Here is a 19,646-nt window from a genome sequence, read left to right as displayed (position 1 = left end):
GCCTCAGACGTCGAATTCGTGATCGCCGTGCGGCTCCAGGCTTGCCTGGTGCAGAAGGTGACCGAGCCACGCGGCGATGATGCACATCGCGGCGCTGAGCAGAAGCTGGTAGATCACGTCCACGCCGGCCAGGCTGAGGCCGATCGCAATCAGCGATCCGATCACCATCGCGCCGGAATTGACGATGTTGTTGGCGGCAATCGTCCGCGCCGCCTCGCTCTTGTGCACCGTGGTGGTGAGAAACGCATAAAGCGGCACAACGAACATGCCACCGGCAACCGCGATACCAAGCAGCGACGCCAGCAGCGGAATGGCCATCGGATGGGTCACGAACTCGCCGACGCTGAACAGCGATCCCGGCTCGTCAGGCACCCATTGGCGGCAGACGAAGAAGAAGGCGACCACGAACAGTCCCATCACGATCACCGAAACCGGCGAGTATCGGGCCGAGACGGTGCCCTTGAGCAGCGCATTGATCGCAACCGATCCGATCGCGACGCCGACCGAGAAAACCACGAGAAACAGGCTGGCGACTTCCTTGCTCGCGGTCAGCACGTTCTTGGCGAGCGGCGGGAACTGGATGAACAGCACTGCACCGATCGTCCAGAAAAAGCTGATGGCAACGATCGCCAGGAACACGCGGCGTACCCGCGTTGTCGCCTTGATCAGCGCGATGGACGCGCGGATGAAGTTGAAATCGAGCCTTGTCGCCTCGGTCATCGGCGGAGCAGGGGGCACCTGCCGCCCGGTCGCATAGCCGATCATGGCAGTCAGCACGACCGCCACGCCTGCGACCTCGACCGGTATCCAGCCTGCCAGGATCGTGCCGAGCAGGATGGCGATATAGGTCCCCGCCTCGACCAGCCCGGTGCCGCCGAGCACTTCCTCATCGTTCAGATGCTGCGGCAGGATGGCGTATTTGATCGGGCCGAAAAAGGTCGAGTGGATGCCCATCGCGAACAGTGCGAGCATCATCAGCGGGATGGCGATGGTGTGCACCGCCAGACCCGCCCAGGCCATGTACAGCCCGGTGCCACCAACCAGCATGATGATGATTTCGCAGAACTTGACGATGCGGATGATCACCGCCTTGTCGCGGGTATCGGCGAGCTGGCCTGCCAGCGCCGAGAGCAGGAAGAACGGCAGGATGAAGATCGCGGTCGCGATCGCGCTGAACCAGGTTTCCGCCGTCTCGTCATTATAGACGCTGTAGACGACGAACAGCACCATCGCGTTCTTGTAGAGATTGTCGTTGAACGCCCCGAGCAGCTGGGTCACGAACAGGGGGAGAAAGCGCCTCTTGTTCAAAAGCGCGCCAGCTGAAGCCATGCTGAGTGTTCCTCGGTGGTTTTCATGCGCAGCCTGCGGTGCACATCGGCGCGACCCTGTCGGGTGGCGCAAATGCAGCAGGCCTTGGCCGCCGTATCGGGTTCATGGAGCAGCCGGTCAAGCCATTTCCATTGCCGACAAATGCGGTTATGAGGCGTGCAGCTTATGCTTACCGTGCCCAATATCCTGACGCTCTCGCGGATCGTCACCGTGCCACTGCTGGCCGCCTTGCTGTGGTGGCCCGAATGGGCGACCGGCTATCTGCTGGGATTCGTCGTCTACTGCCTGATGGGCATTACCGATTATTTCGACGGCTATCTCGCCCGCGCGCAGGGCGCGGTATCGCGGCTCGGCATCTTTCTCGATCCGATTGCTGACAAGATCATGGTGGCGGCGGTCATCCTGATTCTGTGCGCCAATGGCAACATCCACGGCCTGCACGTCATCGCGGCGCTGATCATCCTGCTGCGCGAGATCACCGTGTCGGGCCTGCGCGAATTTCTCGCCGGGCTGCAGGTATCGGTTCCGGTGTCGCAACTCGCCAAATGGAAGACGACGCTGCAGCTGCTCGCACTCGGCACGCTCATCTTTTCCGGCGGTTTTCCCGATCAGCTGTGGATGCAGCATCTGGGCCTCGCCGCGCTATGGACCGCGGCCCTGCTGACGCTGGTCACCGGCTGGGACTATCTGCGCGTCGGCCTGAAGCACATGGATTGAATGCGGCAGATTGGTTGCTGCGCGAATCATTTAATGAAACAGAGTCCCGACCCAAGCGGCGTGTAGCATCCGCTTCTGCAATCCAACCCTATAAGTAAGAAGCCCCGTTGCAGCCGTCTTTACCGGTGCCACAGCGATCGGCCAGATTGGCATCAGTGCCGCGATAGGCGATAACCGTCTGGCCAGCGGAGAACCCTGCCACGCCCGTCATGTCATACGCGATTGCGTAGAAGCCAGCGCCCACCTCCCCCGATTCAGGCGAAACCCTTGACTGAAATTCTATTGTTGCGTTGCCAATGTTGCCTGAAGGTGAGAGTCCAAGAATACCCTGCCCGTACCCCCGATTGTACGAGTCCACCGCGAGAATCGACAAAAATACGTTACGAGAGATTTCGGAACTCATCTCACATACTCCGTACTGAAGTTTCCAACAGATAGATGAGCGGCTAAGTTTTCATCTCTCATGTCTTCAATGGTGGCGGACGTGCCGTCTAGATGTCGGTCCAAGTATTTCGACCACCACGGCAAGCGCCGCTCTCCCCCCGTGGTCACCGGTTGATCCGTTATCTGCACCGTAATGCGGCGCAAAGCGTAACCCGGCCCAAATACCGAAGCGAAACCAGTGGGGGTCACAGCCTGGACTGACGCCGGATCGGTCAGGTCGCGGAAGGTCACCAGCATGGGATAGTCTCCCGCTGCAACCTCCGCTTGCCGCTTCACGCCTTTTCCGGACGCAATCCGCGCGGCGCTTTCGACGATATCGTTTCGAAAGGCTGGGTCGAGCGCCGTCATCGAAAGGCCTGCCAAGTCGCCATGCTTGGCATTCGTCTTTAGGAGCGCGAACAGTGTCTGGCCGTTCGGGAGGTCCACGGCGACGGCTTCACCCCTGACGCCCCAGTCGCGGCTTGCTTCCTCGGGAAGAAGTGCAGTCTTGTTGCTCGCCCAGACTTCGTAAACGCTTGCCCCCTTCCGCAGACCCTGGGGCGTGTCGATTTCGACCGTAAGTTCGAAGCGGTAGCGGTAGGGAAACATCTCAGCGCAGCCTGACAATGCCAGCGCCGCAGCAGCAGCCAGCATAGTGCCGCCGATCGTTCGCCAAACGCCCATCACTCTGCCTGTCTGACTCAGCCCGCGCATTTCCCTTCGGCATGGCCACGGCGCAGGATGTCGGCGAGCATGCGGAATTCTTCGGCCCTGGGGCTGTTGCGGCGCCAGATGATTGCGATATCGCGCGCGGCATGTTCGGCGAGCAGGGGCCGCGCGACGACATCGGTGTTGTTCAGGATCCCGGCATCGATCGCGATCTGCGGCAGCAGCGTGAGGCCGAGCCGGTTGTCGACCATCTGTACCAGCGTGTGCAGCGAGGTACCGAACATCATCGCGCTGGCGCGCAGTTCGGGCCGGTTGCACGCGGCGAGCGCGTGGTCCTTGAGGCAGTGGCCGTCCTCGAGCAGCAGCAGCCGCGATTCGTCGATCAGTTCGGGCGCGACTTTTTCGGGCGGATCGCGCGGGTCATCCTTGGGAAAGGCGACATAGAGCGGGTCGCTGAACAGCAGTTCGTGCTCGACATCGCCCGCCGGAAAGGGGAGCGCGAGCAGCACGCAATCGACCTGGCCATGGTGCAGCGATTCGACCGCTGCGCCGCTGACTTCCTCGCGCAGGAACAGCTTCAATTCGGGCTGTTCGCGCCGAAGGCCCGGCAGCAGCCGGGGCAGCAGGAAGGGCGCAATCGTCGGAATGACGCTCATCCTGAGGTCGCCCGAGAGCGGCTTGCCCGAGGAACGGACGAGATCGGCGAGTTCTTCGGCCTCGCGCAGGATGCGGTGCGCCTTGGCGACGACCTTGTTGCCTAGCGGCGTGAAGCGAACGACGCGCCGGGTGCGCTCGACCAGAACCACGCCCAGCAGCGTCTCCAGCTCGCGCAGGCCTGCGGATAGCGTCGATTGCGTCACGAAACAGGCGTCTGCCGCCTTGCCGAAATGCCCATGCTCTTCGAGCGCCACCAGATATTGCAGCTGCTTGAGCGTGGGCAGGTACGAGGTCATGGCTGCTCCGCCAGTGCGGCGGCGACCAGATCTTCGGGTTCGGCCACCAGTTCGGTGCGGGTCATCTTGATCCGGCCATCGGCGATGGCAAAGGCCATGCGCCCTTCGACCAGAGCGAGCGCATCGCGCCCGAACTGTTCGAACCGCCACCCTTCCAGGATGGGCAGGCCCTTGCGAACGCCTGCAGCGAGCGCTTCCAGGTCGTCGCTACGTGCGAGCAGCCGGGCCGCAACGTCAATCTCGCGCGAGCGGATCTTCAGCAGCAGCTTGAGCAGGTCAGCGACGAGCGCGCCTTCCTTTCCCAGCGCCGGACCGCGTGCACTCTTGGGCGGCATTTCGCTGGGCGACAGTGGTTTGGCCGCGAACAGGGCGTCCATCATCCGCGCGCCGATGTCGTTCTCGCGCCAGGCTCCGGAAAGTCCGCGCACCTTGCCCAGCTCGTGCTGGGTCGAGGGCGGATGCGCGGCGATATCGGCGAGCGTCTCATCCTTCATGATGCGGCCGCGCGGCAGGTTCTTGTCCTGCGCCTCGGTCTCGCGCCACCAGGCAAGCGCACGCATGCGGCCCAGCACCTGCGCGCTGCGGCTCGGCGGGCGAATCCGCTGCCACAAGGTGTCGGGATCGGGCTTGTACTGGCGTGGATCGCCCAGCTTCTCCATCTCGATATCGAGCCACGCGCCGCGACCGGTGCGGCGCAGCTTCTCGAGCATCTTGGGCAAGATCTTCGCCAGATGCGTGACATCGCCGATCGCGTAATCGATCTGCCGGGCTTCCAGCGGCCTGCGCGACCAGTCGGTAAACCGCGCACCCTTGTCGACGGTCAGCCCCAGCCAGCTTTCCACCAGGTTCGCATAGCCGATCTGTTCGGCCTGGCCGAGCGCCATCGCTGCGACCTGCGTATCGAACAGCGGCGAGGGGGTCTTGCCGGTGAGGTTGAAGATGATCTCGATATCCTGAGGGCCGGCGTGGAACACCTTGAGCACATCGTGATTCTCGGTGAGCAGATCGAGCAGCGGTCCTAGATCGAGCCCCGGTGCCTTGGGATCGATGGCAGCAGCTTCCTCCAGATTGCCGATCTGCACCAGGCACAATTCAGGCCAATAGGTGTTTTCGCGCATGAACTCGGTATCGACTGCCACGAAATCGGACTGGGCCAGACGGCCGCACAACTGCGCGAGGGAATCGGTGTCGGTAATCAGGGGATGGATCTTCATGGCCAACCTATACAGCCTCGGCCGAAGGCCGCAAACTTTCGCGCGCCGTAACAATCAATCCGGAACGGATCAAAATAACATTTTGGCATCTTTGAGAATCAATATCTCCGCCGCTATGTAACGCGCGCAATGACCATCGGTTGGGGGCGCGCATGTTGGTGTATCAGGTGATCGTCGTTGTCCTTGCCATTGCCCTGATAGGGCAACTGCTTGCGCAGGGCGGGGATGCCTTTCTGGTTCTCGAGAATTCAAGACCGGTTGGCGGTGACCGCGAGGTCGTGACGATACTCGGCTGGGGCTTTGCCACCCGTGCAGGCCGCAGTGCGTGCATTGCCGATCCGGTAGGCCATGGCATCAATGACATGCGCTTTTCGATGAGCTTCGGCCAGATCATGCTGTCACTGGTGACGCTGGGCTTTGTTCGCCGGGTGACGATCGACTACCGGCTGTTTGCGGGGAACCATGTGGTTGGTGCCGCCTGATGCCTGCACCGCTACGCCATGGTCCCCGGGAGTGGACCAACTATCACGGTACCGAAACCGCACAGCTTGCAGACCTGATCGAACTTCTGAACAGTTCGCGAGAGAGCGGGCGTGACGCACTGCGCGAAGTGGCGACCGATGTGCAGGCGCTTCTCGGCGATGCGAGCCGCATGGGCGCACAGCTGCGCCCGCTGGGAGCTGGATGGTCGCCATCGCCGATCACGATCGTCCAGCATGGCTGGCTGGTCGAAACGCGCCGGATCAATCGCTGCTTCGCCCTCGGCAACGATGATGTCGCGTCCGGTGTCGATGCGTCGCGGTTGCTGCTGGTGCAGGCCGGGGCCACGGTAGACGAGGTCAATGACAGTGCGGAAGAACTGGGCCTGAGCCTGCGGACTGGCGGCGCCAGCAACGGCCAGACCTGGGCAGGGGCCTGCGCAACCGGAACGCATGGCAGCGTCCTGACGGCAGGAGGCATTCAGGACCATATCCGGGCGCTGCAAGTGGTCACGCCTTCGGGCATCTTCTGGGTTGAACCCGCCCGGCCGGTCATGTCGCCGGCCTTTGTCGCGGCGACGGGCAGCACCATCTTTCGCGATGACGATGTGTTCGCCGCCTGCCTCGTTGCCGTGGGGGCCATGGGGTTCATCACGGCAATGGTCATCGAATGCGTGCCGATCTTCATGGTCCGCAACATCCAGAAGCGGGCGCGGATCGGTCGTGACGATGTGACCAGGTTGGCCGAGGGAGATTTTCGCGGCTTCTCGAGGCTCTATGGCCTGGATGAAGACCCGCATTTCCTGCAGGTCATCCTCAATCCCTTCGCCCCGTTCGAAAAGGATGCGCTGCTTAGGCTGCTCTATCTGCGCGATCATGACCCCAGCATTCCGCCACCTCCGCGCCCCTTGACGGGGGCAGGGTTCGACGCGCTGACCCTGATCGGCAAGGCGATGGCGGGCATCGACCTGTTTCGTGCCGATATCCTGCAGCTTGCCATGCGCGCCGGCTATGCGGTGCGGCGGGATGTCGACGATCCCGAGGCCATCGCGACATGGGGCAATACGACCGAGCCGCACAATCCCATTGCCAATCTGTTCAACGGTTCGGTCACATTGACCCGATCGGATCTGGACCGCGCCTTCGACCCGCTGATCGAGGCGTTTCTGAGCGGCGGGGGCGGAACGGTGGTGACGCTGCGCTTCATGAAACGGGCTGCCGGATTGCTGGCCCCGGCGCGCTTCCCGGACAATGTCGTGATCGATTTCGACGGACCGCGCAGCGATGTCAGCCATCGCAGCTATCGTGCGGTGGTGGCGCGGCTCGATGCCATGGGCATTCGCTTTACCCGACATTGGGGCAAGACCAACGATCTGGATGCCGCACGGGTCGCCTGCGATTATGGCGATGATTACCGTCGTTTTCGGGTCGCGCAGCGCCGGTTGATGCCAGACCTGGCGGACATTGCCGTGTTTCGCTCCGATCCCCTCATCCATCTTGGCCTGATCGAATGACGGCGATGGGCGGAGCAAACGCGCTCAAAGCTTGACAAAAGCGCACCGGCACGGTGTTAGCCGCGCTATCGGCAAGCCTTGTCTCTGAAAAGGCTCCAGGCTCCAATTCTCGATCAGGATTCATGGTTCTCATGCACGCATATCGCACCCATAGCTGCACCGCGCTTCGCGCCTCCGATGTTGGCCAGCAGGTTCGCCTGTCGGGCTGGATCCATCGCAAGCGCGACCATGGCAACCTGCTGTTCATCGACCTGCGCGACCATTACGGGCTGACCCAGATCGTCACCGACAGCGACAGCCCCGCCTTTGCCGCGCTCGAGCGGCTGCGCGTTGAGAGCGTTATCACCGTGACCGGCACCGTGGTGGCGCGCTCGGCAGAGACAGTGAACGCCAATCTGCCGACCGGCGAGATCGAAGTGCGCGCGGCCGAGGTCGTTATCCAGTCGGCTGCCGAAGAGCTGCCGATGCCGGTCGCAGGCGAGCAGGAATATCCCGAAGACATCCGCCTGCGCTATCGCTTCCTCGATTTGCGCCGCGAGCGTCTGCACCGCAACATCATGCTGCGCTCGCAGGTGATCGCGTCCTTGCGCCGCCGCATGGTCGAGCAGGGCTTTACCGAGTTCCAGACCCCGATCCTGACCGCCTCGTCGCCGGAAGGCGCGCGCGACTATCTGGTGCCCAGCCGCGTGCATCCTGGCAAGTTCTACGCGCTGCCCCAGGCTCCGCAGATGTTCAAGCAGCTGCTGATGGTGGCAGGCTTCGACCGCTATTTCCAGATCGCGCCCTGCTTCCGAGACGAGGACGCGCGTGCCGACCGTAGTCCGGGCGAATTCTACCAGCTCGACCTGGAAATGAGCTTCGTCACGCAGGACGATGTGTTCGCGGCGCTCGAGCCGGTGCTCGCGGGCGTGTTCGAGGAATTCTCGGGCGGCAAGCACGTCACGCCTGCCGGCACGTTCCCGCGCATTCCCTATCGCGAATCCATGCTGAAATACGGCTCGGACAAGCCCGACCTGCGCAACCCGCTGGTGATCAGCGACGTGACCGAGCATTTCGTCGGATCGGGTTTCGGACTGTTCGACAAGATCGTCGGCAGCGGCGGCAAGGTCCGCGCGATCCCGGCCCCCGGCGCAGGTGCGATGAGCCGCAAGTTCTTCGACGACATGAACGATTGGGCGCGCGGCGAAGGCCATGCGGGCCTCGGCTATATCAACATCAAGGATGGTGTGCCCGGTGGTCCGATCGCCAAGAACCATGGTGAGGAAGGCACGGCAAAGCTGATCGCCGAGCTCGGCCTTGGCCCGAACGACGGCGTGTTCTTCGCAGCGGGCAAGGAGCTTCAGGCCGCCAAGCTCGCAGGCGCGGCGCGCACCCGCGTCGGTGAGCAGCTCGGCCTGATCGAGCAGGGCGTCTACAAGTTCTGCTGGATCGTCGATTTCCCGATGTTCGAATATGACGAGGACGCCAAGAAGATCGACTTCAGCCACAACCCCTTCTCGATGCCGCAGGGCGAGATGGAAGCGCTGGAGACGATGGACCCGCTCGACATTCTCGCCTGGCAGTATGATATCGTCTGCAACGGCGTCGAACTGTCTTCGGGCGCGATCCGGAACCATCGTCCGGACATCATGTACAAGGCTTTCGAGATTGCCGGATACAGCAAGGAGGATGTCGAGAAGAACTTCTCGGGCATGCTCAACGCGTTCAAGTACGGCGCGCCGCCGCACGGTGGTTCGGCCCCTGGCGTCGATCGCATGGTGATGCTGCTGGCCGACGAACCGAACATCCGTGAGGTCGTGCTGTTCCCGATGAACCAGAAGGCCGAAGACCTGATGATGGGGGCGCCTTCGCCGGTGAACCTGAAGCAGCTGCGCGAGCTCAACATCCGCGTGGTCGAGCCCCAGAAGGGCTGACGCAGGGCTGATTGCGAAAACTGTGAAACTGTGATAATGCGATGGTCATGAAGAACGTGACCATCGCGCTGGACGACGAAACGCACCGGCTCGCCCGCATCCGCGCGGCAGAACTGGGCACGTCGCTTTCGGCCATGGTCAAGGCGTATCTGCAGGGTGTCGCAGCAGGCGATATCCCTGCGCCTGCGCCGCAAGCCGGAGCGCGCGAAATACCCATGGCTTTCGCCAGCCAACCCGCCAGCGAATTCACTCCACTGAAAAAGCCGCGGCAGCCCGGCGCGCTGCGGGGAAAGGTCCATATGGCGGAAGATTTCAACGAGACTCCGCAATGGCTGATCGACGCCATGGAGGGCAAGGACAGCGGCAAGCCATGGCCCATGGGCTAATCGTTCTGGACTGAGCGATGCGGCTGATGCTCGATACCCATGTGCTGCTATGGTGGCTTCAGGACAGCCCTCGGTTGGGCCAGAAGGCGCGCGCGCTGATCGCCGACCCCGATCACGAGTTGATGGTAAGCCTTGCCTCTCCCTGGGAGATTTCGGTCAAGCACCGCATCGGCAAGCTGCAGGAGAGCGGAGCGGACGTCATGGCCGCACTGGATGGCCAGGGTTTCGTCGTGCTTGATCTCAAACCTGAGCATCTCCGCGTGCTGGAGGCCATGCCGCTGATCCATCGCGACCCGTTCGATCACCTGATCATTGCTCAGGCCCTGGCGGAGCGCTGCATTGTCATCACCGACGATGCGCAACTTTCTGGCTATGGCGTGTCTTGCCTGCCCGCCTGATCCCGGCTTTGCAGTGACCTCTGGCACAGCTTTGCCGCATGACTTGGGTAAGGATTGTGTTACATTTCAACGGAATCGTATCATCATGACGGTGCATCAATCTGGGGCTAGTGGCATGGGGATTGTGTTTGGGGCGCGGGCGCGTTGGCGCCATCTGGCAATGATCATTGCAGGTCTGGGATGCACGGGGTCCGCCCATGCCGAAACGCTTACGATCGACGCGCTATACCCGGCGCGCGATCGTGACGCTGCTCAGGTCGGTTCGCTGGTTGTCGAACGCTTTGGCGGACGCGACGGGCGCGAGCTATCGTTCGCCCTGGAAGGGGCGCTGGCGCAGGTCAGTGTCTATGGCCAGTCCTATTTCAAGGTCGTTGCAGAGCGTTCGTCCGCCCCAGCCGATGCAATCCTGTCGGGCATTGCCAATGCTCAGGTGCAGAACCAGCCGGTCGAGGAAAGCCGCAAGCAATGCGTCGAGCGCGACGGAAATGACAAGTGTATCCGCGAGGAGCAGGTCAAGATCCGCTGTCAGCGGCGTATCGTCTCGCTGAACCCTTCGCTTCGCATGGCGCGGATCGACGATGGCGCGATCGTCTATCAGCGCCAGATCACGAAGAGTGACCAGATCGTCGTCTGTCCTGATCGCGAGGCCAGCCGCAGCGTGCCCGACACCGTTTCCATGCTGGTCGAACAAGTGGCCGATGAGGTTCGCGGCGATATTGCCCCGGTCTTCCGCAGCGATGCCATTCGCGTGCTCGAAGGGCGCAAGGGTCTGGACAAGGATCAGTCGAACCGCTTTCGCGATGCCTTGAAAGCAACGTTTCGCGATCCCGGCCAGGCCTGTTCGATCTGGCAGGCGCTGGATACCGAGGCGCCGGGCCAGAGCTCGGTGGTCTTCAACCTTGCGCTGTGCGCCGAACAGCGCGGCGAGCTCGACGAGGCTCTGACGCGCTACAGCCAGGCACAGGCTCTTCTGCCACGCGAGCCAGCGATCCGCGCCGCGTTTGACCGGATTGCAGCGCGCCAGGCCGCCGAGGCCGATTATGGCGCGCGCGAGGCGCGCCTGGGAGGGACCGGATCATGACCATCAAACTTTCCGATTACGAGCGGGGAAGCGGCTATGATGGCGACTATGATGCCGCGCTCAAGCAGGTGCAGGAACGCCTCTCGCACGCGCATGCCCGGCATATCGTTCACGGCCACCGCGCGATCATCGTGATGGAAGGCTGGGACGCCGCCGGCAAGGGCGGCGTCATCAAGCGGATGACGGCGGAATGGGACCCGCGCTATTTTCAGGTCTGGCCGATCGGCGCGCCGACACCGAACGAACGGGACAGGCATTTCCTGTGGCGCTTTTGGCAGAAGCTGCCCGGGAGCCGTGAAATCGCGGTGTTCGACCGCTCCTGGTATGGCCGTGTCCTGGTCGAACGCGTCGAAAGCCTGATCAGCGAGCGCGAATGGAAGCGCGGCTATGACGAAATCAACGAGTTCGAGGCGCAGCAGGTCGATGGCGGTACGGCGATCATCAAGATATTCCTGCATGTGACGCAGGCGACGCAGGACAAGCGTCTCGCCGATCGGCTTTCGGTTCCCGAGAAGCGCTGGAAGGTAACGCATGACGATTTTCGCAATCGGGCGAAGCGCGCCGACTATCTCGAAGCGATGCACGACATGTTTCGTCAGACCGATACGCGCTGGGCGCCCTGGGCCGTGTTCGACGGCAACAGCAAGAAGGCTGCGCGCATCGCGGTGCTGACGCATATCGCCGAGCGGCTCGAAGCCAGCGTGCCAAAGGACCTGCCAGAGGCTGATCCCGAACTCGTGGCGCTGGCGAAAGAGGCCTTCGGCTACAAGGGCTAGAACAGTTCGCCCTGCATCCCATCTGCAGGGGCGCGGAAGCTGGTCGTGTCCAGCAGCCATTTGTGCTGGTTCAACCCTGCGCGTTTGACGGCAAGGCGGAAGCGGGTGCGGATCAGATCGGCCCAGGGACCCTGGCCCCGCATGCGCGCGCCAAACTCCGGATCGTTGTCGCGCCCGCCCCGCATCTGCTGGATGATCGCCATGACCTTGGCTGCCCGCTCGGGGAAATGCGTGTCGAGCCATGCACGGAACAGCGGAGCGACCTCGTGCGGCAAGCGCACCGGGATATAGGATGCCGACCGCGCCCCGGCCTCGGACCCTGCAGCCACCAGAGCCTCGATCTCATGATCGGTAATCGCGGGTATGACCGGCGACACATTGACATGCGCCGGCACGCCGACCTGATGAAGTGCTCTCAGCGCCGCGAGACGCTTGCGCGGGGTCGCGGCGCGTGGCTCGAGTGTGCGCGCCATCCTGGCGTCCAGCGTGGTGATCGACAGCGCAACTGCGACGAGGTCGAGCCGTGCCATGTCTGCGAGAAGGTCGAGATCGCGCAACACCCGGTCCGACTTGGTCGTGATCGCCACCGGATTGCGGGCCTCCAGGCACACCTCCAGGATCGAGCGGGTGATGCGATGTTCGGCCTCGATTGGCTGATAGGGATCGGTATTGGTGCCCAGCGCAATGACCTTCGGAATATAGCCGGGCTTGCGCAATGTCGCTCGCAACAGCTTCGCAGCATCGGGCTTGGCGAACAGTCGGCTTTCGAAATCGAGCCCTGGGGAAAGGTCCAGCCAGGCATGTGTCGGCCTGGCGTAACAATAGATGCAGCCGTGCTCGCACCCGCGATAGGCGTTGATCGATTGGTCGAACGGCAGGTCGGGCGAGCTGTTTCGCGAGATGATCGAACGCGGATGCTCGATCGTTACCGTCGTGCGCAATGGCGGGGCACCATCGTCCACCGCGTCCAACTGATCAAGCCAGTCGCCATCGGCCTCGCGCAGGGGAAGGTTGAAGCGCGCCGACTCGTGATTGAGCGGAGCGCCCCGGCCCTTGACCGGACGAGGAGGCATGGATGACGCCATGCCTCCTTCTAGAACATTAACGGAACATTCGCTACCGAATTCGCTCGCCGGATGCGGTTGAACGCAAAGTTGATCGGACGTCAGATCCTTTCGAACCGGACCTTGAGGCCATCCTTGGGTTGCGGGATCGGCCAGGCCTGCCATTCGGGGGCATAACCGGGCTCGGTAACGATGCGATGCTGGCTGAGAACATGGTGCAACAGAACCTTGATCTGCATATAGGCAAAATGCAGGCCGAGGCACATGTGCGCGCCGCCGCCGAACGGTACCCAGGCATATTTGTGGCGGTTGCGCGTCGCTTCCGCCGTGAAGCGCATCGGATCGAACCGGTGCGGCTCGGGCCAGTGCTCTTCCTGCTTGTGGGTATAGGCCGCGCTGATGCTGACCGGGGTGCCAGCCGGAATGCGATATCCACCGAATTCGAAATCCTTCAGCGCGCGTCGCGGCGTGGAGGGAACGGGCGGGATAAGCCGCAGCGATTCCTTGAACGCCATTTCGGTGAGTTCCAGGTTGGCCAGCGAATCATAAGGCATCGGTGAGCCGGCAGGGGCCTGCTCCAGCAGTTCGGCGCGAATCCTGTCCTGCCATTCCGGATGGCGCGCGAGCAGCCATATCAGCGAACTGGCTGACGAGGTGATGGTATCATGCGCCGCCATCATGAGGAAATTCATGTGATCGACCACCTCGTCGGTGGTGAGCAGGCTGCCATCGTCGCGCGTCGCGCGGCAGAACTGGCTGAACATGTCCGGCCCCTGCTGCTCCCGGCGCTTCTGGACCTCTGGGGTGAAGTAATCGACCAGATATTTGCGCCCGGCAACGCCCCGGCCCATCTTGGTGAACGGCAGCGGCCGCCGGACCACGCCGATCGAGGCCTGTACCATGTCGACAAAGGCCTTGTTGATCTTGTCGGCTTCAGGGCCCCACGGGATTCCCAGAAAAGACGTTGCAGCAAGATCGAGCGTCAACTTCTTGATTTCGGTGTAGAAAAGAATGTCGCGATCGGACCATTGGTTGACCCGTTCGGCAATGCCTTCGTTCAGCTTTTCGGCATAGTGCCGCATCGGGCCGGGCTTGAACGCGATCGAAAGCGCGCGTCGATCCGCACGATGATGGTCGAAGTCCATCAGCATCAGGCCGCGCGGGAAGAGAAGGTTGAGAACCGGGCCCCATCCCTGTTCGGACGAGAACACCTTGTCACGGTCGAACAGCACCAGTTCATTCGCTTCTGCGCCGAACAGCGCCACCTGGCGCCGGCCAAAGGCATGGGTGCGATAGACCGGACCGTATTTGGCGCGCATCTCGCTGCCGAACTTTTCCGGATCTGCCAGCATCTTCAGCGTTACCCCCAGAATGGGCAGGCCATCTTCACCTGGGATATGGTCCAGCGCTTCGCCGCCGGGTACCCTGGTCCAGTGAGGGTTGCCGCTGTCGCGCTGGATGGTGTGATCAGGAAACATTTCGCGCGGGGGAGCAATCACGGTGGCCATCGGGGGAATCCTCTGCTCAGATTTAATCGATCCATTAAATACCAACTGACATAGATGTTAGCAAGCCGTCTGTCGCGGGCAGGATGTCATTCATCGTTAATTCAACTCTGCCTTTGTATGAACGAATGATCGGAGCGCCGCTCCGGCGGCCCGCCGCGCCCCGCTTGCGGCGACATGGGGACTGAGCGTTGAACCCTGTTTCTTATCTCCACACCATGCGCACCAGCGCGCTGAGGATCGCAGCCATTGCCGTGGGGGCGGTATCGCTATCTGCCTGTGCTTATGGCGATTACGGCGGTTATGGCGGCGTATCTGTTGGCGTCGGCAATGGCTTTGCAGGTGGCTTCGATCCCTATTGCGACGGATTTTCGACATGGGACAGCTGGTATGGCTGTGATTATGGCTATGGATTTGGCCAGCTGGGCTTTGGCGGAGGCTATTGGAACAATTTCTATTACCCCGGCTATGGGCTGTGGCTGTACGATCGCCCGGGCGGTCGGCGCTTTGCCATGGATGATCGCTATCGCCGGTACTGGGCGCAGCGTCGCTGGGAATTCCAGCAGCAGCGCAGGGCCGATCGCCGTGACCTCCGCAATGACCGGCGCGAATGGCGCGGCAACCGGCGCGAAACGCTGGACGATCGCAGGGACTGGCGGCGCGAGCGTCAGGAGGCGGGACAGGAATTTCCGCGTACCCGGCGAGCGCGAGCGCGAACGGGTGAGGGGGCTGACCCCCGAAGATCGCCAGCGCCGGCTCGAACGCTGGCAGCAGCGCCAGCAGCAACAGCTGGGTCAGCCTGCCGATCCGCAGCGCAACTGGCAGCAGCGCGGTGAGGGCCGGGTCCGAGGCGAGGGCCGGGCCGGTGGTAACCGCCAGGGCAGGGGCGAGGGCGGTCTCCGGCCGGAGATGCGTCAGTCTCAGCCTGGCGCTCAGCGCCCTCCGCGAGCCGAAAGACCTCAGCGAATGGAGCGATCGGCTCCTGGTGTGTCCTACGATTCTGGCCGCTCCGGAATTCAGAGAGAGGACGTCAAGCCACAATAGGCTGACCGGCAAAATGGGAGCGGGTGACGCCATGGGCTTGTGAGCCGCCCCAAAAGCCCTATTCTTTGAAGCGATGATCCGTTTTTCGCTTCTCGACCAATCGGTCCGCTTCGCAGACGTTTCCGCCGCCGATGCGCTGGCTGGAACCATGGAGGCTGCGCGCCTGGCTGACCGGCTGGGCTATCACCGCCTCTGGGTTTCGGAGCATCATGCCAGCCGTTTTCTGTGCGGCAGCGCGCCGGAAATCCTGATCGCCGCGATCGGGGCGCATACCCGGCACATCCGGCTCGGCTCGGGCGGCGTCATGCTGCCGCATTACAGTGCCTATAAGGTCGCCGAACAGTTCGCGGTGCTGAGCAATCTCTATCCCGGTCGTATCGATCTGGGCGTCGGACGGGCTCCAGGAGGAGAGATGCGTGTTGCCGCCGCGCTGTCGGCTCCTCATCCACCATCGTTCCGGGAATTCCCCCAGCAGGTTGCTGAGCTCGTGGGCTATATGGAAGGGAGCCTCACCGATCCCCGACTGAGCCCTGAACCATCGGGCGACGTGCCCGTCTGGATCCTGGGCACCAGCCCCGATAGTGCCATGCTGGCGGGCGCACTTGGCCTGCCTTATGCTCTGGCCCTGTTCATCAACCCGCAGGCGGATCCCGGTCTGACCGACCTGTATCGTCGCCATTTCGTGCCGAGCGCGCAGCTGGCAGAGCCTTATGTGATGCTCGCGACAACGGCTTTTGCCTGTGATGACCCCGAGCGTGCGGAACTTCTGCGCAAGAACTATTTCCTCAACATTGCGCGCCTGCTCGGTGGAAGCGCGCAGCCGGCGATTTCACCGGAGGCCAGCCGCGATATCGGGTTTACCGAGCGGGAGGCGATGATCATCGGTGCGCAGGCGCGGATTGCTGCCTTCGGTACTCCCGATGCCGTGCGCGAAAAGGTGCTGGCGCTGGCACAGGCCTTTGGTGCCGACGAGGTCATGATATCCTGCAACGCCTATCACCAGCATGATCGCCTGCGCGCGATCGAACTGTTCGCGAACAGCATGACCATGGCCGAGGCTGCCTGACGTCATGGCATCACCGATACCGCATTTTTGCGCCGAACAGGCCTTACCTTTCATCGATGGCGAGGCGCTCGTCATCGACAAGCCGGCAGGCTTGCCGGTGAGCCGCCCCCGGCGGGGTGGCGCCAGCCTGGAAGACCATCTCGGCGCGCTTCGCTTCGGTTTTCAGCGGCCGCCACAGCCGGCCCATCGGCTCGATCAGGACACGTCTGGCTGTCTGCTGCTGGCCCGCAACGCGAAGGCGCTGAAGCGTTTCGGTGCTGCGTTCGAGCAGGGCGTGGTCGAAAAAGTCTATTGGGGAATCATCGATGCGGTGATGGAGCAGCAGGCAGGGACGATCGAACTCCCCCTCGCCAAGATCAGCAGCGCGGCCGACGGGTGGCGGATCGTCTCCGACGCATTCGGCAAGCGTGCCGTCACGCACTGGCGCTGCCTGGGGGTTGCCGGGGGCCTGAGCCTGATCGAGTTCCGTCCGGAAACGGGCAGGACCCACCAGATCCGCGTGCATGCACTGCACGGCCTGGGCCATGCCCTTGTCGGGGACCCCGTCTACGGATGCGCCGACTCTTCCGGCCTGATGCTGCATGCCGCAAACCTTACCGTTCCGCGCGACGGAAAGCCGGCGATAATAGCCTCCGCGCCGATGCCGACCCGGTTCCTGCAACGGGGCTTCTCGATGCCCGAGCCTATTGATGCCTGATCTTCAGATTCCGGATCATGCCATTGTTTCAGAACGGTTCATTACCGCTTCTGGCCCTGGCGGGCAGAATGTCAACAAGGTTGCGACGGCCGTGCAGTTGCATGTCAACATCTTTGCGCTCGGTCTGCCGCCGCTGGTGTACAGCCGCTTGCGTGCGCTCGCGGGCAGTCGGATCAACCAGGACGGCGAACTGGTCATCCAGTCGCGCAGCCACCGGACGCAGGAAGCCAATCGCCGCGAAGCGCGAGAACGATTGGTGGGGCTGCTGACAGAAGCCTATGACCTGCCTGCCGTGCGCGCCAAGTCGCGCGTGAACAGGGTGGGCAAGACCGAGCGGTTGGCAGGCAAGAAAAATCGCTCAGCCATCAAGAAGAACAGGGGCAGGGTTAGCCTCGACTGAATCTGACATAGTGGACCTAAAGTCATGTACGCATTTGATATTGATACCAACGCCCCGAAGGCGCAGCTTTATGACGATTTGCATTCGGCCGCGATGGCCCTGGTAGCGGATGAAAGCGATGCCGTTGCCAATATGGCCAATGTGGCGGCGCTGATCTGGCAGTTTCTGCCTGATCTCAACTGGTCCGGCTTCTACCGGATGGTGGACGGCGAACTGGTACTGGGGCCATTTGTCGGCAAGCCTGCGTGTATTCGCATCGCGCTCGGCAGCGGCGTATGCGGAACGGCCGCCGCAAGCGGCGAGACGCAGCTGGTGAGCGATGTGCACGCCTTTCCGGGGCATATCGCCTGCGACGCGGCGAGCCAGTCGGAGCTCGTCGTTCCGGTGCTCCATGACGGCAAGGTCACCCATGTCATCGATCTCGATAGCCCCACCTTGGCGCGATTCGATGACGAGGACCGGGCAGGGATCGAGCGGCTCGCGCAAAGTCTTGCCGGGCGGATTTAACCCGGCGTTTACCTTGGCGCCCAGGCCTGACCCATATTGAAACAGACATTGAGCGCTGCGCGCGTTTTACATCCGCGCGATGGTGCGCCCCGCCTGCAAATGCTAACAAAGGCTTAAGAAAACCGGACGGCTGGGCGCCAGTTTGCGCTTTGGCCTTCAGGCCGCCTAGCTTTGTCAAAAGGGGAGTTAACCATGAAGAGCCGCGCTTTTGCTTCCATGCGCCTTGCCGCCATGGCTGCTGGTGTTCTGGCTATGGCGGGGGCAACCGTGCCCGCCCAGGCTGCCGACTCGCCGCTGCAACGTGGCGCGCCCGCATGGCTGCAACTCCGCACGACCAGCGCGCTCAATGGCGGCACCGTGATGCGTTCGGGTTTCGGCGCGCGCTTTCCGCTGGGCGCACCGGCTTATGTTCGTCCGTTTCGTGGCTTCATTCTGCCAAGGGTCTGGATTGCCCCGACCTATTACATCAGCAACTGGCGCGGCTATGGCCTGCCGCGCCCGGCCCAGGGCTTCGGCTGGTCCCGTTATTATGACGATGCCGTGCTGACCGACCGCAGCGGGCGCGTCTATGACAGCGTTCAGGGCGTCAACTGGGAAGTGGCGCAATCGGGCCCTGCTGCCGCCGCGCAGCAGAGCTATTCGCCCGATTATGACCCCTATAATTATGACGACAGCCTGCTGCTTGGCAACGATGAGGTCGTGCAAGGCACGCATTGGGTGGCGACGCCTCCGAATGCTCCCGGGGTTGATTACGACACCAGCGCTCCGCCGCAGAGCTATTCGCAGATGGATGACCGGGCATTTCTGGAGGCATGCCGTCGCGATTCCGGCCTGGGTGGCGCAGCCATCGGTGCGGCTGCGGGCGGGCTTGCCGGCAATCGCATTGCCGGTCGCGGCAACCGCACCGGGGGCACGCTGATCGGCGCTGGTATCGGTGCTTTGGCCGGGATGGTGATCGACAAGGCCGAGGACCGGGAGCGGTGCAAGCGCCTGCTGGCGGCGGAAAATGCGTCTGGCGCTGGCGCAAGCTTCCCCGCTCCACCGGTCGCTGGCCCGGCCTATGCGCCTGCAGCACCTTTCCCGCCCGCGTACGGCGCCGATTACGATCCCGCGTTTCTGGAGGCATGCCGTCGTGACAGCGGGCTCGGCGGCGCCGCCATAGGCGCTGCAGCAGGGGGACTGGCCGGCAATCGCATTGCAGGCCGCGGCAATCGCACCGGCGGGACGCTGATCGGTGCTGGCGTGGGCGCGCTTGCGGGCATGGTCATCGACAAGGCCGAAGATCGCGAGCGCTGCAAGCGGCTGCTTGCGCAGCAGGGTGCAGCGCCCGGGCAGCCGGGTGGCTATCCACCGCCGCCGCCTGGCTATTACTATTATTATCCGCCGCCGATCGTCACCACGATCACCATCACGCCGGGCAGCTGCAACTGCAATGAGACCGTCGTCGTCACCGACCAGGCGGGCACGGTGCTCCACCGCAGCAAGAATGTACGTGCCTATCGCAACTGAGG

Annotated in this window: 21 protein-coding genes; 14 read left to right on the top strand and 7 right to left on the bottom strand. The window is 62.9% G+C overall.

The genetic code is table 11. The features are described from left to right. Positions 1-3 precede the first annotated feature (3 nt). Positions 4-1,329, bottom strand: a complete 1,326-nt coding sequence (locus tag C7451_RS09685) for an MFS transporter (protein ID WP_110298743.1) — start codon at positions 1,327-1,329, stop codon at positions 4-6. A 165-nt stretch (positions 1,330-1,494) separates the two neighbouring features. Here C7451_RS09685 and pgsA point away from each other — a divergent pair, with 165 nt between their 5' ends. Then, positions 1,495-2,046 carry a CDP-diacylglycerol--glycerol-3-phosphate 3-phosphatidyltransferase gene (gene pgsA / locus C7451_RS09680; RefSeq protein ID WP_110298742.1) on the top strand — a complete coding sequence of 184 codons (552 nt, stop codon included), beginning with the start codon at positions 1,495-1,497 and terminating at the stop codon, positions 2,044-2,046. A gap of 88 nt (positions 2,047-2,134) precedes the next feature. On the opposite strand, the gene C7451_RS19780 is transcribed toward pgsA, so the two are convergent. The 4 genes from C7451_RS19780 to rnd are packed head-to-tail and all read right to left on the bottom strand — an operon-like array spanning position 2,135 to position 5,305. Next, a complete protein-coding gene (locus C7451_RS19780) occupies positions 2,135-2,449 on the bottom strand; it encodes a hypothetical protein (protein ID WP_146215340.1) in 315 nt (104 codons plus the stop codon). Continuing rightward, positions 2,446-3,123 carry a hypothetical protein gene (locus C7451_RS09675; RefSeq protein ID WP_167398500.1) on the bottom strand — a complete coding sequence of 226 codons (678 nt, stop codon included), beginning with the start codon at positions 3,121-3,123 and terminating at the stop codon, positions 2,446-2,448. Before C7451_RS09675 ends, C7451_RS19780 begins: the two co-directional genes overlap by 4 nt. 47 nt (positions 3,124-3,170) lie before the next feature. Beyond that, the gene (locus C7451_RS09670; protein ID WP_060979563.1) at positions 3,171-4,091 is read right to left on the bottom strand and encodes a hydrogen peroxide-inducible genes activator; all 921 of its coding nucleotides are present in this window, start codon (positions 4,089-4,091) and stop codon (positions 3,171-3,173) included. After that, a complete protein-coding gene (gene rnd, locus C7451_RS09665) occupies positions 4,088-5,305 on the bottom strand; it encodes a ribonuclease D (protein WP_110298740.1) in 1,218 nt (405 codons plus the stop codon). The genes C7451_RS09670 and rnd overlap by 4 nt, the downstream gene beginning before the upstream one ends. A gap of 152 nt (positions 5,306-5,457) precedes the next feature. Between rnd and C7451_RS09660 the strand changes: the two genes are divergently transcribed. The 7 genes from C7451_RS09660 (at position 5,458) to C7451_RS09630 (ending at position 11,852) form a co-directional block, all read left to right on the top strand. Next, the gene (locus C7451_RS09660) at positions 5,458-5,787 is read left to right on the top strand and encodes a hypothetical protein (protein WP_110298739.1); all 330 of its coding nucleotides are present in this window, start codon (positions 5,458-5,460) and stop codon (positions 5,785-5,787) included. Beyond that, on the top strand, positions 5,787-7,298 hold the full coding sequence (locus tag C7451_RS09655; RefSeq protein WP_110298738.1) for an FAD-binding protein: 1,512 nt from the start codon (positions 5,787-5,789) through the stop codon (positions 7,296-7,298). Before C7451_RS09660 ends, C7451_RS09655 begins: the two co-directional genes overlap by 1 nt. Before the next feature lie 131 nt (positions 7,299-7,429). After that, entirely contained in the window at positions 7,430-9,211 is a 1,782-nt protein-coding gene (aspS, locus tag C7451_RS09650) for an aspartate--tRNA ligase (protein WP_110298797.1), read from the top strand. A gap of 47 nt (positions 9,212-9,258) precedes the next feature. Beyond that, a complete protein-coding gene (locus C7451_RS09645; RefSeq protein ID WP_146215338.1) occupies positions 9,259-9,597 on the top strand; it encodes a ribbon-helix-helix domain-containing protein in 339 nt (112 codons plus the stop codon). 17 nt (positions 9,598-9,614) lie between these two features. Next, positions 9,615-9,995: a type II toxin-antitoxin system VapC family toxin gene (locus C7451_RS09640; RefSeq protein ID WP_110298736.1), complete on the top strand. Its 381-nt coding sequence runs from the start codon at positions 9,615-9,617 to the stop codon at positions 9,993-9,995. Between the two features lie 115 nt (positions 9,996-10,110). Next, positions 10,111-11,076 (top strand): tetratricopeptide repeat protein, encoded by a 966-nt coding sequence (locus tag C7451_RS09635; protein WP_110298735.1) that lies wholly within the window; start codon positions 10,111-10,113, stop codon positions 11,074-11,076. Beyond that, positions 11,073-11,852: a polyphosphate kinase 2 family protein gene (locus C7451_RS09630; RefSeq protein ID WP_110298734.1), complete on the top strand. Its 780-nt coding sequence runs from the start codon at positions 11,073-11,075 to the stop codon at positions 11,850-11,852. Before C7451_RS09635 ends, C7451_RS09630 begins: the two co-directional genes overlap by 4 nt. Here the strand turns inward: C7451_RS09630 and C7451_RS09625 are convergent. Both C7451_RS09625 and C7451_RS09620 read right to left on the bottom strand, forming a co-directional pair. Further along, entirely contained in the window at positions 11,849-12,925 is a 1,077-nt protein-coding gene (locus C7451_RS09625; protein ID WP_244181777.1) for a PA0069 family radical SAM protein, read from the bottom strand. The genes C7451_RS09630 and C7451_RS09625 overlap by 4 nt on opposite strands. 92 nt (positions 12,926-13,017) lie before the next feature. Further along, complete coding sequence (locus tag C7451_RS09620; RefSeq protein ID WP_208625179.1) at positions 13,018-14,424, bottom strand: cytochrome P450; 1,407 nt, start codon at positions 14,422-14,424, stop codon at positions 13,018-13,020. 188 nt (positions 14,425-14,612) lie between these two features. Between C7451_RS09620 and C7451_RS09615 the strand changes: the two genes are divergently transcribed. The 6 genes from C7451_RS09615 (at position 14,613) to C7451_RS20250 (ending at position 19,644) form a co-directional block, all read left to right on the top strand. Next, on the top strand, positions 14,613-15,257 hold the full coding sequence (locus C7451_RS09615) for a hypothetical protein (RefSeq protein ID WP_146215337.1): 645 nt from the start codon (positions 14,613-14,615) through the stop codon (positions 15,255-15,257). A 281-nt stretch (positions 15,258-15,538) separates the two neighbouring features. Further along, the gene (locus C7451_RS09605) at positions 15,539-16,531 is read left to right on the top strand and encodes an LLM class flavin-dependent oxidoreductase (RefSeq protein ID WP_110298730.1); all 993 of its coding nucleotides are present in this window, start codon (positions 15,539-15,541) and stop codon (positions 16,529-16,531) included. 4 nt (positions 16,532-16,535) lie between these two features. After that, positions 16,536-17,228, top strand: a complete 693-nt coding sequence (locus C7451_RS09600; protein WP_110298729.1) for an RluA family pseudouridine synthase — start codon at positions 16,536-16,538, stop codon at positions 17,226-17,228. After that, positions 17,221-17,628 carry an alternative ribosome rescue aminoacyl-tRNA hydrolase ArfB gene (arfB, locus tag C7451_RS09595; protein WP_110298728.1) on the top strand — a complete coding sequence of 136 codons (408 nt, stop codon included), beginning with the start codon at positions 17,221-17,223 and terminating at the stop codon, positions 17,626-17,628. The genes C7451_RS09600 and arfB overlap by 8 nt, the downstream gene beginning before the upstream one ends. Positions 17,629-17,652: 24 nt before the next feature. Next, on the top strand, positions 17,653-18,135 hold the full coding sequence (locus tag C7451_RS09590) for a GAF domain-containing protein (RefSeq protein ID WP_110298727.1): 483 nt from the start codon (positions 17,653-17,655) through the stop codon (positions 18,133-18,135). Between the two features lie 192 nt (positions 18,136-18,327). Beyond that, complete coding sequence (locus C7451_RS20250; protein WP_244181775.1) at positions 18,328-19,644, top strand: RcnB family protein; 1,317 nt, start codon at positions 18,328-18,330, stop codon at positions 19,642-19,644. The last annotated feature ends 2 nt before the right edge of the window (positions 19,645-19,646 follow it).

The sequence above is a fragment of the Blastomonas natatoria genome (genome assembly GCF_003201955.1).
Classification (GTDB): Bacteria; Pseudomonadota; Alphaproteobacteria; order Sphingomonadales; family Sphingomonadaceae; genus Blastomonas; species Blastomonas natatoria.
Note: the sequence above shows the minus strand (reverse complement) of the source record. Positions and strands in the feature narration are given on the sequence as shown.

Excerpts from the sequence above, each read along its gene's own strand:
- C7451_RS09685 (WP_110298743.1), bottom strand. The coding sequence starts at position 1,329 with ATGGCTTCAGCTGGCGCGCTTTTGAACAAGAGGCGCTTTCTCCCCCTG.
- pgsA (WP_110298742.1), top strand. The coding sequence starts at position 1,495 with ATGCTTACCGTGCCCAATATCCTGACGCTCTCGCGGATCGTCACCGTG.
- C7451_RS19780 (WP_146215340.1), bottom strand. The coding sequence starts at position 2,449 with ATGAGTTCCGAAATCTCTCGTAACGTATTTTTGTCGATTCTCGCGGTG.
- C7451_RS09675 (WP_167398500.1), bottom strand. The coding sequence starts at position 3,123 with ATGCTGGCTGCTGCTGCGGCGCTGGCATTGTCAGGCTGCGCTGAGATG.
- C7451_RS09670 (WP_060979563.1), bottom strand. The coding sequence starts at position 4,091 with ATGACCTCGTACCTGCCCACGCTCAAGCAGCTGCAATATCTGGTGGCG.
- rnd (WP_110298740.1), bottom strand. The coding sequence starts at position 5,305 with ATGAAGATCCATCCCCTGATTACCGACACCGATTCCCTCGCGCAGTTG.
- C7451_RS09660 (WP_110298739.1), top strand. The coding sequence starts at position 5,458 with ATGTTGGTGTATCAGGTGATCGTCGTTGTCCTTGCCATTGCCCTGATA.
- C7451_RS09655 (WP_110298738.1), top strand. The coding sequence starts at position 5,787 with ATGCCTGCACCGCTACGCCATGGTCCCCGGGAGTGGACCAACTATCAC.
- aspS (WP_110298797.1), top strand. The coding sequence starts at position 7,430 with ATGCACGCATATCGCACCCATAGCTGCACCGCGCTTCGCGCCTCCGAT.
- C7451_RS09645 (WP_146215338.1), top strand. The coding sequence starts at position 9,259 with ATGAAGAACGTGACCATCGCGCTGGACGACGAAACGCACCGGCTCGCC.
- C7451_RS09640 (WP_110298736.1), top strand. The coding sequence starts at position 9,615 with ATGCGGCTGATGCTCGATACCCATGTGCTGCTATGGTGGCTTCAGGAC.
- C7451_RS09635 (WP_110298735.1), top strand. The coding sequence starts at position 10,111 with ATGGGGATTGTGTTTGGGGCGCGGGCGCGTTGGCGCCATCTGGCAATG.
- C7451_RS09630 (WP_110298734.1), top strand. The coding sequence starts at position 11,073 with ATGACCATCAAACTTTCCGATTACGAGCGGGGAAGCGGCTATGATGGC.
- C7451_RS09625 (WP_244181777.1), bottom strand. The coding sequence starts at position 12,925 with ATGCCTCCTCGTCCGGTCAAGGGCCGGGGCGCTCCGCTCAATCACGAG.
- C7451_RS09620 (WP_208625179.1), bottom strand. The coding sequence starts at position 14,424 with ATGGCCACCGTGATTGCTCCCCCGCGCGAAATGTTTCCTGATCACACC.
- C7451_RS09605 (WP_110298730.1), top strand. The coding sequence starts at position 15,539 with ATGATCCGTTTTTCGCTTCTCGACCAATCGGTCCGCTTCGCAGACGTT.
- C7451_RS09600 (WP_110298729.1), top strand. The coding sequence starts at position 16,536 with ATGGCATCACCGATACCGCATTTTTGCGCCGAACAGGCCTTACCTTTC.
- arfB (WP_110298728.1), top strand. The coding sequence starts at position 17,221 with ATGCCTGATCTTCAGATTCCGGATCATGCCATTGTTTCAGAACGGTTC.
- C7451_RS09590 (WP_110298727.1), top strand. The coding sequence starts at position 17,653 with ATGTACGCATTTGATATTGATACCAACGCCCCGAAGGCGCAGCTTTAT.
- C7451_RS20250 (WP_244181775.1), top strand. The coding sequence starts at position 18,328 with ATGAAGAGCCGCGCTTTTGCTTCCATGCGCCTTGCCGCCATGGCTGCT.